General features: G+C 36.1%; 10 protein-coding genes. 1 reads left to right on the top strand and 9 read right to left on the bottom strand.

Features of this window, described 5'->3' with window-relative positions; genetic code table 11:
- Positions 1-17 precede the first annotated feature (17 nt).
- From MKY04_RS03625 to MKY04_RS03585, 9 genes are all read right to left on the bottom strand, one after another.
- Positions 18-1,031: a sugar kinase gene (locus MKY04_RS03625; RefSeq protein ID WP_126294855.1), complete on the bottom strand. Its 1,014-nt coding sequence runs from the start codon at positions 1,029-1,031 to the stop codon at positions 18-20.
- Positions 1,032-1,033: 2 nt separating this feature from the next.
- On the bottom strand, positions 1,034-1,681 hold the full coding sequence (locus MKY04_RS03620; RefSeq protein ID WP_126294856.1) for a bifunctional 4-hydroxy-2-oxoglutarate aldolase/2-dehydro-3-deoxy-phosphogluconate aldolase: 648 nt from the start codon (positions 1,679-1,681) through the stop codon (positions 1,034-1,036).
- A gap of 424 nt (positions 1,682-2,105) precedes the next feature.
- The gene (locus MKY04_RS03615) at positions 2,106-3,653 is read right to left on the bottom strand and encodes a response regulator (RefSeq protein ID WP_126294857.1); all 1,548 of its coding nucleotides are present in this window, start codon (positions 3,651-3,653) and stop codon (positions 2,106-2,108) included.
- Positions 3,646-5,451: a sensor histidine kinase gene (locus MKY04_RS03610; RefSeq protein WP_246020352.1), complete on the bottom strand. Its 1,806-nt coding sequence runs from the start codon at positions 5,449-5,451 to the stop codon at positions 3,646-3,648. Before MKY04_RS03610 ends, MKY04_RS03615 begins: the two co-directional genes overlap by 8 nt.
- A 688-nt stretch (positions 5,452-6,139) precedes the next feature.
- On the bottom strand, positions 6,140-7,249 hold the full coding sequence (locus MKY04_RS03605; protein WP_126294858.1) for a glycoside hydrolase family 88/105 protein: 1,110 nt from the start codon (positions 7,247-7,249) through the stop codon (positions 6,140-6,142).
- 195 nt (positions 7,250-7,444) lie between these two features.
- The gene (locus MKY04_RS03600; protein WP_346235321.1) at positions 7,445-8,794 is read right to left on the bottom strand and encodes a sugar ABC transporter substrate-binding protein; all 1,350 of its coding nucleotides are present in this window, start codon (positions 8,792-8,794) and stop codon (positions 7,445-7,447) included.
- Positions 8,795-8,844: 50 nt separating this feature from the next.
- On the bottom strand, positions 8,845-9,681 hold the full coding sequence (locus tag MKY04_RS03595) for a carbohydrate ABC transporter permease (RefSeq protein ID WP_346235320.1): 837 nt from the start codon (positions 9,679-9,681) through the stop codon (positions 8,845-8,847).
- An 8-nt stretch (positions 9,682-9,689) separates the two neighbouring features.
- On the bottom strand, positions 9,690-10,631 hold the full coding sequence (locus MKY04_RS03590; protein WP_126294860.1) for a carbohydrate ABC transporter permease: 942 nt from the start codon (positions 10,629-10,631) through the stop codon (positions 9,690-9,692).
- A 359-nt stretch (positions 10,632-10,990) separates the two neighbouring features.
- Positions 10,991-12,301: a Gfo/Idh/MocA family oxidoreductase gene (locus MKY04_RS03585; protein WP_346235319.1), complete on the bottom strand. Its 1,311-nt coding sequence runs from the start codon at positions 12,299-12,301 to the stop codon at positions 10,991-10,993.
- 381 nt (positions 12,302-12,682) lie between these two features.
- Here MKY04_RS03585 and MKY04_RS03580 point away from each other — a divergent pair, with 381 nt between their 5' ends.
- A complete protein-coding gene (locus MKY04_RS03580; protein ID WP_428833892.1) occupies positions 12,683-13,459 on the top strand; it encodes an alpha/beta hydrolase in 777 nt (258 codons plus the stop codon).
- The last annotated feature ends 101 nt before the right edge of the window (positions 13,460-13,560 follow it).

The raw sequence follows: 13,560 nt of genomic DNA, 5'->3' as shown, positions 1-13,560 counted from the left end.
TCCTCCATTCGAATTGCTTAGCGTACAATTTTACCTGGTGCCTGATTAGCAAAGATCTTAATCTCCTCTGGTGAAAAGGTGTTACAGTCACCAAGAATAGTGTGTTTCAAGACAGATGCAGCAGTTGCAAATGTAACCGCTTCCTTAAATGGTGTAGATTCAAGGATTCCATATAACATCCCTGCCACGAAGGCATCTCCACCACCAACCCGATCGACAATATGATCAATTTGGTAAGTTTTCGACTGATATAAAACCCCCTCAGCAAAAAGATTTCCTCGCAATGTATTGGTTGATGCTGAAAGTACATCTCGGAATGTCGAACTTAAGTATTGAATATTCGGATAATTTTTTCGGATAGTTTCGTAATAATATGTAAGTCTATCCTTGTTTTCTAATGAGTTTGAAGCTTTATCAATGCCAAGCAAGTAAATAGCGTCTAATTCGCCACAAAAACAAATATCCACATATGGAAGAAACAGTTTCATTGTTTCAGCTGCTTCCTGATGGCTCCACAATTTGGAACGATAGTTAAAGTCAAAGCTTGTGGTTACTCCATTTTCCTTTGCCTTTTGTAAAGCTATTAGAGTTAACTCTACTAAACTAGGTGAAAGTGCTGGTGTAATCCCGGTAATATGGAATAAATCAGCGTCTTTAAATATGTTATCAAACTCGATTTCCTCGCTCATTATTTGTGAAAAGCTGGAATTTTTTCGATCGTAGGTTACTTGTGAACTTCTAGCTCCTATACCTGACTCAACATAATACGTACCTAAACGCTCCCCGCCCTTTAATAAAAATTCCGTTCTGACACCGTTTGTTTTTAAGTGTCTTTCTGCAGCTAACCCAAGGGGATTATCAGGAACTTTACTAACAAAATAAACGTCATACCCGAAATTTGACAAAGATACACTGACATTCGCTTCCGCACCGCCATAGTTCAGATCAAGTTGATCTGCTTGGGAAAGCCGTTTTCCAACATCAGTTGACAATCGAAGTAAAATTTCTCCTAGAGTAATAATCTTTTTCATCATTAAACCTCTCGAGCAGTTTTGACTTTGTTCATATATTCTCTTGCGTATTCTGTAATCCTAGCAAAATCACCTGTTTTTGCCGGTGCTACTAAACTTCCTCCGACTCCAACAGCAACACAACCATTTTTAATCCATTCATCGACGTTTTCTAAGTCGACTCCACCTGTAGGCATAAGATTAATTTGTGGAAGAGGTCCTTTTACTGCCTTCACGAAATCAGGTCCAAATCCACTTCCTGGGAAGAACTTTACAATATCTGAACCATATTCTAGTGCACGTTTCATTTCTGTTATCGTCATACAGCCAGGCATATAAGGGATTTGATAAAGATTACATAATTTTGCTGTTTCTTCATCAAAACTTGGACTGACAACAAACTGAGCTCCAGCCAAAATAGCGATTCTTGCCGTAGTCACATCCAAAACAGTCCCAGCACCAATAACCACATTGCTATTATTCTCATAATGAGCCAATAAAGTTTTTATTACCTCATCGGCTCCATTGACCGTAAAAGTAACTTCAATCCCTATAATCCCACCTTCAATGCAAGCATGTGAGATCTTTATAGCCTCTTCTTGGGAGTCTGCCCGAACAACTGCAACAACTCCACAATCTAAGAGCTTTGATAATATATTAAATTTTTTCATAGCGTCACCCCAAACGTGGTTATCAATTAGAAATTTTTAGGATATAAGAACTTATACGTTGAGTATATAAATCCATGAAAGGGATTACAATTTGATTTGGCAAACATCTTAAAATCTTAAACCATTATCTTAAGATTTTGTACATGTATGAAAATACTAGCTATGGAAAATGGGGAAAGATTTTTTAAATCTTTGGAAAAATAATTGTAGAAATGCTTCTAAAATGGGGCGAAAATTCCTTTCTTCGTGAAATGTGCTCTTAATAGCTCATAGGGTGCGTTATTTTTTGTATTACTTACTAATTTATCCGCAGATATCACCACTCCTTTTAACAAAGCCAAAAAAAATAAAGGTCAGACCCCCTCTAACTCAACATTAGTTTCGTTGGGGGCTTATACCCTTTAATATATTTTATCTGTTGAATTTATTTAAACTGCTTTTTATACTCAGCAGGAGTATAGCCAGTAAATTTTTTAAAACAAATACTAAAATATTGAGGATTATTATAGCCTACTTTTTCACAAACTTCATATGTTTTCTTATCACCTTTACGCAATTCTTCCATGGCTTTCTTCATCCTTAACTCCAATAAGAAATCTCCAAAATTAATTCCTTTTTCGAGTTTAAATAAATTACTTAAATACGGAGCACTAACATGGATAAATTCAGCCACTTTTTTGAGTGTCAAGGTGCTGTCATGAAAGTGATCTTTGATGTACATAATTGCTTGATCAACATGGCTGAAATGATTCTTGTCCTCTTTTTTATACATTTCATCAGACCATTGTTGTATTAATCGATTTAAAATCTCCATCATTTCTGAAAGGGTTTCCATTTTTATGATATCTTGATAAACATCCGATGAATTAAAACTCTTAATCTCCTCTTTTTTCCACTTTTCAACTTCGAAAAAGAGCATCGTACTAAACTTTAATGCGATAATTTTTAGTTCAGTCAACGGCACGGATTTTTTTTCAATAATCGCTTTATTTAATTGATTAAGCGTTTCACTCACCTTTTCAGGTATTCCTAACTTAATTTGATTTTCTAATTCAAATTCCAATTCTTTCAAACGACTTTCAGTTTCTTCCTTGCTTGAAACGGTATCTTCAAATGAAAATACCTTGCCTATCCCCATAATATGTCTCAAATCCATAGCTAAACGTGATTCAAGCAATGATTTGCCTAGCTCGAATAAATTTGAGTAAGTTCTACCAAGCGTTATTGTTATAGAATGTTTGACGGAATTACAACAATCAAACAATTGTTGTACAAGCTGTCCCTTCCTTACATCATTTTCTCCTTCCAGAGATAAAAGAATTGCGAATTCATTAGCATCGATATTTATGACAATAAAATTATTCTGTGAAAAAAAGGAAGAGGTAATCTCTGATATCTTTTGTTTACATTCATCATGAAAACCGGTAGAAGAATGAACAAGTACCGCGCCATAGTTAGGGCCTTCTAACTCAACCCCAAGCTCGGCTAATTCCTTTTCTATATCCATCCACTCCTCCCCTCCCTTCATCAACTCTTGAAAGAATTTTTGCTGAAGATAAGGCAAGGATTCTGTGATTCTTTTTTCTTTTTTTGTTTGCTGTTCCCAATCTGCTGCTGCTTCTTTTGCTTTATGTAACAATTGCTCGGAGTCCACTGGCTTTAGTAAATAATCATATGCTTTAAGTTTCACCGCTTGTTGAGCATACTTGAAATCTTCGAAGCCTGTTAGAAAAATAATTCTCGTTTCCGGGCTAATTTCTCTTATTTTTTTCGCCATTTCTAACCCATCCATAAATGGCATATTAATATCTGAGATGACGACTTGGGGTTGTTCTTTTTCAATTAACCCAAGTGCCACCTCACCATCTCCTGCTTCCCCTGCAACGATAAATCCATGCTCATCCCACTTGATTGACTGACAAATCCCACGACGAATAATACGATCATCTTCAACAACAATCACTTTATACATTTTCGCTGATCTCCCCCTTTGTTTTGGGAATAAGAATGCTCACCACTGTGCCTTGACCAGATTCACTTGATATATGCAAACCATACTCTTTTCCAAAGTGAATTTTAATTCGTTCATTTACACTTTTTAGCCCAATCCCAATAAAACTCTTTTTCTCTTGAAAGGAAGCTTCCATTTCTCTTAAAATCTCTACTAATTTCTCTTTTTCAATGCCATTCCCATTATCAGCCACCTCTAGGTGAATCGCATCTCCTGTCTGATAGCCTTTTATTGTAATCTTCCCTTGTCCTCTCCTCTGCTTTACACCATGGTAAATGGCATTTTCAATCAAAGGCTGCAATGAAAGTTTAATAATGTTATAGGATAAAATGTCATCTTCAACATCAATTACGTAGGAAAAGTCATCCCCATATCGCATTTCCTGGATGAATAAATAGTGCTCAATATGTTCAATCTCATCCTTAATTGAAATAATTTCTTTCCCTTTACTAATTCCTATACGGAAAAAGCTTGAGAGAGCACTTATCATTTGGCTTGCATCCTTATTTAATCCCATATCACATAATCCTTTAATCGAATAAAGTGTATTATAAAGAAAATGAGGATTAATTTGCGCATGCATAATCGCAAATTCTAATTGCCTTTTCTCCTCCTGTTCTAACTGAATCTGTTCCATCAATGATTGAGTTCGTAAAAGTAACTCTTTAAACCCATTATGAAGTATTTTCATCTCCTCTGGACCAGACGATTCATCATAAAAAGCAAGACTCTCCCTGTTAATAGTACGCATTTGCTTAGCCATTTTTTCAAATGGTTTTGAGATATACTTTCCAACTAAGGAGGTTAAAAAGATAGCACTAACAATCATTATTAATATGAAAAAAACAGTAGAGTGTTTTATGTAATTTACTTTATTTAATATTTCACTTTCAGGAACAACAGCCGCCAGTTTCCATTTATTAGCCTCAATCGTGTCATAAATCACGATCATATCTTCACCGGCAACGCTTTCATAAGAGAATTGCCCACTCTCATCTTCTGTATTTTGAAGTGAATAGAGTGTTTTATTATCTAGCTTATATTCTGTTTTAACGTCTTTCGATTCATATTTGCCATTTGGGCTAATTAGTGTTAAATAGCCATTTTCCCCGATTAACGATTTGTTTAATACTTGTTCAAAATAATCATCTCGAAGATTAAATAGGATAATCCCTCTATCAGACGAGGATTTTCTCTCAATTAATCTAAATACTGAGATCACTTGATCATTCGTATTAAAAATTTCATCTTCATGCATATTTCTCCAATAAAAACCTTCTTTGCTTCCATTATATTGATTAAAATAATCCTCATATAAAACTGATGGATTCGAATTATAATCACTATGATAAAGGAAAAACTCTCCTTGATTGAGATCAATGAGAACGGATTCAATTATGACGTTATATCGGGAATATACATGCTGCAAACTCTTATCAATTTCCACATAATATTCTGGTTTAATTTCTGATTCCTCAGTTCCAACCAAGTTTAAAATCCTTGGGTTACTCGATACAGTAACTAGTTGCTGGAAAACATCTGAAAGCATATAGTCTAAATAATTCTTTGTTTGGAAAATCGTATCATTGACATTTTTATATGCATTTTCTTCAATTTGTGCGGTTGCAAGCATAGAAGAAACCCATCCAGAAATGGATATAAAAATAATAATGATAGGTAAATAGAGAGTGTTAATCGTCGATTTAATAGAGTACAGAAAATATTTCTGAATTAAGTTCTTTATTTTCTTAACCATCATTTATACTCTCCTTCTCTCCTATCTAAACAATAACTGATATTATGTAAGCGGTAAACAAAATTCGCCTCTTTATTCTAAATATACTAAATTTTCAATATACTCCACAACCATATATAGATTGATTTAGGAATTTAACTGACCTATTAAAATGGTTATAAATTTCCTTAGTCGAGCGAAAGCTTTGTAGAGTTATAAATTGAAAAGTATATTAAATAGGAGCTTCCATTTCGTTAACTTTACTAATAAAACTTTCATAAGCTTTCAAACCCATGTACCTAGACAAAAGGGCTTAAATCTTGAGAGATGGCTTGCAGTCTCTAAGAGTCATAATCATTATTTACCCAATATTTATTGATCAATAGCTGTACAAATAGGAAAGAAAAAAGCACTCGTTGCGATTTCACATCGAATGCTTCAGGCTAAACTCCATGTTATTGTACAAGGAGCCTTGTATGTGCCCCAAATAAATACAAAATATTTTATACAAGCGACCCCTCAACAGGCAGCTCTCATTACTTATTGACAATCCATCATGATTACTCAATGACTCTATGGATTATATATTTTCACAGAAAAAATTTTAACGACTTATAAATTCAGTTTTTTGACGAAAGCTTTTCCTCGAATAAAATCAACGGTTTCGCTTGGATCTAAAATTACCTCATCACATACTACAAATCCAACTATATTATGCTTTTATAAGGTCGTAATATGCCATACTTCCCAAGATAAATGCACCCATGCCATGTAAATCATTTTCAGATGTTGGGCGGTCCACATAGTAGTCATACACTCCAGCCGAAGTGCCAATGCAAATTCCACTTAAAGTAAGTGTAGAATCCTTTTCTTCCACCATGTGCTCTATCAATCCCTTATAGATTTTATCTGCTACCGCACGATAGGAATCGTCTACATAACCATGTCCAATAGCTTTCGATATAAAATAAAGGAACAATGCAGAACTAGAGGACTCTAACCAGTTATCTTCTAGACTGCCTTTATCTACAATCTGATACCATAAGCCCGTTTTGTCATCTTGGAAGTTAACAATAGCTGGTATGAAGCTTTGAAGAGCTTGAATTAATTCTTCTTGCCCTCGCTTTCGATCCCCTAAAAGCTCTAACAAATCAATCAATGCTGTGCCATACCAACCAAGTGCACGTCCCCAAAATTCTGGTGAACAGCCTGTTTCAGCATTCGCCCATGGCTGAACCCTACGCTCATCCCACGCATGGTAGAGTAGACCTGTTTTCTCGTCTGTCATATTTTTTCTCATTAATTTTTCTTGCAAAAGAACTGTTTGAATTAGTTCTTCTTCATGGAAATGCTGGCTGTAAAGAACCATGAATGGCCCGCCCATGAAAAGTCCATCTAACCACATTTGATATGGATATTTCTCTTTATGCCAGAAGCCATTTTCTGATGTTCTATTCAGCGTATCTAATGCACTTCTTAATCGCTTAGCTGCAATCATATACCTTTGATCATTTGTTTCTTCATATAATGGAAACAACAGAATTCCTGCCATTGTTGAGTCAAGCTCATCCCTCGCGAAACACAAATTTCCATACTCATCAATTAAACAATCATAATAGGCTTTAATATAGTCAAAGTATTCCTTCTTACCTGTTTCTTGATAGACTCTGTACATTCCATACAGAAAAACACCTTGATGGTAGTGAAAAGCTTTTGCAGGCGGCAATTCTTCGGGACGAAATGCTTGCATTAAAGCTTGACATGCCTTTTCCGCCATCACCAATGGAGTTTCAGTTGCAATTGTATCTGTTGTCTTTCCCATTGTTCATTCCCCTTTTCTTGAAAGTATTTCACCTATATTGAAGGATTGGGCTGATCCTTTGCCTGCCCGTTCGTTTTCCTGTATTAATCGTGAAAAAACGAGTGAATTAGTAACATACTTAAATTTTATAAACAATGCTTTTTTAAAACTTCATTCAGTGGAGACTTCCCCCACTGAATGAGTTTACGTCATCGTTTAATTGTTAAACGTCTGATCATATTTTTCTTTTGACTCTTCAATTGCTTTAGCCCATTCATCTAAGAATTCTTTTGCTGTCTTTTGGCCACTCATCACTTGCTGGATCCCAGGGTCTACTAAATTATCAAGAATTGAACGATAATCTGGTAAGTAGAATGGCGGTTCATAAAGCTTAGTTTCAGGGTTTTCATACACTTCGAACGCTACCTTAATATGCTGTGCATTTTGTACCCACTCGTCATCCAATACATCGGCGTTTGTTGGGATTTGCCCAGTAGATTCATTCCACAAGCTTTGTGCTTCAGCAGAGTTTACAAACTCGACAAATTTCCAAGCAGCATCAGGATGTTCTGTACTCTTGAAGATTGCTACATTGACAGCGTTTCCACCTTCAGCAACGTATTTACCATCCTCTGTCTTAGGCAGTGGAATCGTCTTAAATGTACCTTCTTCTAATGATTTTTTGTGCTCACCGTAAGAACCAACATTATGGTGTACCATTGCAACAACACCAGTATCAAAACCTGCAATCATTTCTTTATATCCATTTGTAATATCACTCTTTGGAGTGAATTTTTCATAGTAAGATAGATATTTTTCAACAAATTCGACATGTTTAGGGTCATTGATATTTACTTTACCATCTTCCCCAAAATAATCTAAACCGCTGTAAGCAAACATTAAACGCTGTAGTTGGAATGATCCTCCTGCCCCACCGCGGATTGTGTATCCATAGCGACCATTTTCCTTATCCGTCATTTTTTCAATTGCAGTAAAGAACTCTTCAAATGTCTCTGGTTCTTTTACTCCTGCTTCCTCAAACCAATCTGTACGGATCCAGATTGTATCTAAGTTTTGAGCATATGGAACTCCATACAATTTGCCATCTTGTGTGATTTTCTTATTGAATTCAATCGCACTTGCATTAATTTTATCCTTCAATTCAGAACCTTCAAAATATTCATCGAGAGGAATTAATGCTTCACGTATAGAGAATTCTGGAAGCCATGTTGTTTGAACAGATCCAACGTCTGGGGTATCATTTGCAGCAATTGCCGCATCATATTTGGATTTAGCTGATTTATTTGGAATCCCTACATACTCAACGTCAATATTTGGATTTGCATCTTCAAACTGTTTAATAATTTCTTCCCATAACGGTGTACGCTCTGGACTTGCATTTTCATCCCAGAAAGTAATTTTTACAGGTTCATCTGAATTACTTTCTGAGTCAGTTGGTGCAGAAGACGTCGTTTCATCATCACCGCTGCAACCAGCAAACAGCAATCCTGAAACAATTGAGAATGCTAAAATAGAACTTTTGTATTTTCCCCTTTTCATAAACATGATGTTTCCCCCTATTCCTTTTCATCATTGTATTTATTTTTATTACAAAATTAACCTTTGACAGCCCCACCCATGCCATTGACAAGGTGTTTCTGTGCGTAGGCAAATAATATAACCGCAGGAATTAAAGCAATCACACTTCCAGCTGCTAATGCTCCATAGTTAACGTTAAATTCTCCCATCATTGAACTTAAGCCGACAGGGAGCGTGAACCTGGATTGTTGATTAGTCAGCATCAAGGCTAATAAAAATTCATTCCAAGTATAAATGAATGTAAATACTCCTGTTGCCACGATCCCCGGCATTAGTAATGGAAAGACGACATGGCGCAGGGCTTGTAATTTTGAACATCCATCAATCATGGCCGCTTCTTCCAATTCCCTTGGAACATTTGAAATAAATCCTGACATAAGAATCGTTGTAAATGGAATCTCAACGGCTGTATACGTAATGATTAATGAAAGCGGATGACTAATTAATCCTAAATTTTTAAAGATAATAAATAATGGGATAATCATCATTGCCCTCGGGATAAATTGAGTGCATAATAGCATGAGCATGAAACCCTTTTTCCCTTTAAAATTGTATCTAGCTAGAGCGTAACCAGATAAAGTAGAGCAAATAAGAACAATGATGACTGTACATATCCCGACGATTAAGCTATTTTTAAAGAATGTGGCAAATCCAATATTGGTCCAGGCATAAACAAAGTTTTCAACTGTCGGATTTGCTGGCAAGTATTGGAGTGGACGCTTAAGAATATCTCCTTCCGGTTTCAATGCTGTATTGATTGTCCAATAAATTGGAAACAAGGTAAAGCTAAGCATTAACGCTAGAGGTAAGTATAAAGTTAAGATTCTATCTAGTTTTTTATTTTTAGAAAACATCCTTCAAATCACTCCTTTTCATAACGTGATAGCCTCAAATAAAGGATGGCAAAGATTAATAGAATACCAAAGGAAACAACCGTTAATGCTGAACCGTAACCGAAATTACTTCCGTGTACAGCTAAATCAGCTATATACATCGTTAGGGTTGTCGTTGAATGTGCAGGGCCACCGCCTGTTAAGTTGAATAGAAGATCGACGTTATTAAATTCCCAAACTACCCTTAATAATGTTGTTAAAATAATTGTATTTTTTAGTTGTGGCAGAGTGACATAGATAAATGATTTCCATCTGCTTGCACCATCCACTCGTGCAGCTTCATATAATTCGTTTGGAATACTTTGCAAGGAAGCTAATAGAGTAATAGCGAAGAAAGGAATTCCCCTCCATAATTCAGCAATTACCACAGCTCCAAAAGCGGTTGATGTGCTTGCTAAAAATGCCATTGGTTCGTTAATGAGTCCCAATTTCATAAGCATGTCATTGATGACACCCATATGTTCATTGAACATCATTGACCACATAACGGAAGCAAGTACTCCTGAAATCGCCCAAGGTATAAAGGCAACCGCTCGTGCCAACCCTCTAAATTTGAAGGTTTGGTTCAGTAATAAAGCCAAAATCATACCAAAAATTAATTGCAGACCGACTTCTGAAACAACCCACTTCAAACTGTTAATTAAACTTGGGATAAACATTTGATCTTGTGTAAAGATTTTTATAAAATTATCAAGTCCTGCAAAACTATTGTAGTAAGGTGCAGATACATCATAGTTTTGAAGACTGTAGTAGAATACAGTTGCTATTGGGTAAAACAGAAACCCTAAAATAATGAGAAATGATGGCAATATAAAAAGATAAGGTACCCATTTATCTTTCTTTATTTTCTTTTTATGAACCACTTTTTTACTGTTTACAGCAGTTTCAGGAAATCCTTGTGAATAACTCATTTAGTTTCCTCCTTCCTAATTTCAATTGTAAATGAAAACGGTTTCTTTAATAATTAAAGATTTTAAGATGATTAGTAAAAATTTTAAGATATTTTAGAAAATTACTTTTACGGAATTTTTTTCAAAAACAAGTCAAGCTTTACTGCTATTAATCAGGCAGTTAGGAATGATTATTTTCTATTTTAGAGTGCGATAGGCGTGAGTAATCTCGATGCAAAAGCTTGTGAGGCCTCACCTGCCCCCGCTAATCCCGATGCTGACTCGCCTATTACACTCAAGCTACCGTAAACGTTAACTTTCAAAAAACCTATTTAAAAATAACAACTTATTAAAAGAAGCCCTTATTTCATGTCTACTTTTTATTTAGTAGAATGGCTCGTAACTTTCTTTGGCTGGAATAAAAGCTCTTTTATTTTCATAGGCTTTCCTTCTTTGACAGATCTCCATACACCTTCTCCAACTGCAATCGAATAAGCACCTGCTTCTGAGCCAGCTAAAATTGGATAGTTCCGGGACGGGTCAGGACCAAGAAAAAGATCTTCTAGTAAAATTGGATCTCCCCCTCCGTGGCCCCCAGGATTTTTGACTAGTTCTATCGTTTCTTTTGCACCGAAAAGCGGAAAATAATCGATTGTTTGCTCAGGATAATTAAAGTGGATTCTTGATGGTTCATGGAATTCAGTTGTCTCGATTCTTCCTTTTGTTCCATTGATAGCAAGTCGATATCCCTCATATGGAGCTGAGAAATTAATTGAATAGCTTAGTAAACTTCCTCCATCATATTTCACTGTGGCAACATAAGTATCTTCAATACTAATTTCCTCATCGTAAATACAAGCATCAGGTCTGTAGTTGGTATAAGGAATTTCCTCATAAACACCTGCCAGAAGATGGTCGTCCCTCACACTATTGGAACCACTGCGTGGATTCCAACGTCTGTAATAGGCACAGTTTCTCTGCTCATCACAGTTCCCACAAAAGCGGCTTGCTTCCTTACGAGGATTTAATTCACCATCCGGGCCAAAATAATGTAGAGCTCCATAGGCAAACACTTCTTCTGGTTTTTGGTCCAACCACCAATTCACTAGATCAAAGTGATGAGTTGATTTATGAACAGACAACCCTCCTGAAAGTTTTCGATCTCGGTTCCACCTTCTAAAATAACTAGAGCCATGGAACGTATCAATATACCAATTTAAGTCAACAGAAGTAACTCTACCGACTTTGCCTTCAAGAATCATTTCTTTGATTTTCCGATGGAATGGACTGTATCGATAGTTAAACGTGACAATTACACTTGCATCACTTTCTGCTTCAGCCTGCATGACTTTATAGGCATCTTGGGCATTTGTCACCATTGGTTTTTCTGTAATCACATTCACTTGCTTTTGCAACGATTTTAGAATGTAATCAACATGGGTATCATCTCTTCCCGCAACAATGACATAATCTGGTTTTGTCTGATCAATCATTGTTTCAAATTGTTCTGAAGAAAACGTTGGAACATGTTTAAGGAGTGGGTATTTTTGTTTACATATGGTAAAGCGATAAGAATCGGAATCAAGTAACCCCACAATCTCGCTTTCTTTTGAAAACTCGTTGATCATTGGACCGATAAACATTTGTAATGCCCGGTTACTAACACCACAAATGACATACTTTTTTTTCATACAACTATCCCCCTATTCCCATGATGTTAGCGCTATCATTTTAATTACCTAAATCTAGCAAAGGTAAAGATAGTGTAATTCAATCCTTCCCGACTCTCAATCAAACTTTCTATTTACCTTAAAATTTTAATCATTCATCTTAAAATCTTTAATTATTTTCAAAAGTGAATTCACCTAAAATTTAAATGAGTGACAAAACAGTTGGAGGGAATTATGCTCAATAATAATTGGTTGTTTAAAGCCTTAAATTATCACCTGCTCAGTCTTGTCGGCTCTTATCCAGTAAAGATTTCTAGCTTTTCTATGATAGAGAAAATGCAGTTAAACTTTAAGATCCTTGCTTAGTTTTAAAAAATACATTTATAAAAGAGGCGATGTAATATGACATACTTACTATGGCCAGAAACAAGGTTGGAAAATAACGAAGATGTCCCTACCCTGACTCCCTATCTAGTTGAGCACTCAGTGGGTCGTGGTGCTATCATTATTTGTCCTGGTGGAAGCTATCAGCGCCGTGCAAATCACGAGGGGGAGCCCATTGCAAAGTGGTTAAACTCTCTTGGAATCTCAGCGTTTGTACTAAATTATCGAGTAGCTCCATATAAACATCCCGCTCCATTATCAGATGCCCAACGTGCAATTCGTTTTGTCCGTTTTCATTCTAAAGATTGGAACCTCGATAAACAGAAAGTTGCCATTCTTGGTTTTTCTGCCGGGGGACATTTAGCTGCTTCAGCCTCTACACTATCCAGTTTTCATGCTTATCAACCGAGTGATGAGATTGATCAGGAAAGCTGCCGGCCAGATTTCGCAATACTTTGTTATCCTGTTATTTCTTTTTTAGAGAATTATCATGATGGGTCCCTCCATAACCTACTAGGAGAAAATCCCACTAATGAGCTACGAGCTAATTTATCTAATGAGTTAAACGTCTCCACTCACACTCCACCGACGTTTTTATGGCATACGGCTGACGATGCTACTGTTCCTGTTGAAAATAGCCTTTTATATGCCAGAGCTTTATCGAAATGGAACGTACCTTACGAAATGCATATCTTCCCAAACGGCCGCCATGGTCTGGGCCTTGCAGAAAGTGATGTAGTTGTTGGACAATGGAAGGACTTATGTAAAAGCTGGCTTGTAAGACAAGGTTTTTAAGAGTCGAACTTTCTCTCCCTTATTTGAATATAAAAATAGAAAGGGGCTAACCCAAAGTGAATGAATTATCACTTTTGGGTTAGCCCCTTTGTTAAGAAATT

This window comes from Lysinibacillus telephonicus, assembly GCF_039654155.1.
Classification (GTDB): Bacteria; Bacillota; Bacilli; order Bacillales_A; family Planococcaceae; genus Ureibacillus; species Ureibacillus telephonicus.
This window is presented reverse-complemented; position numbering and strand designations above follow the sequence as displayed.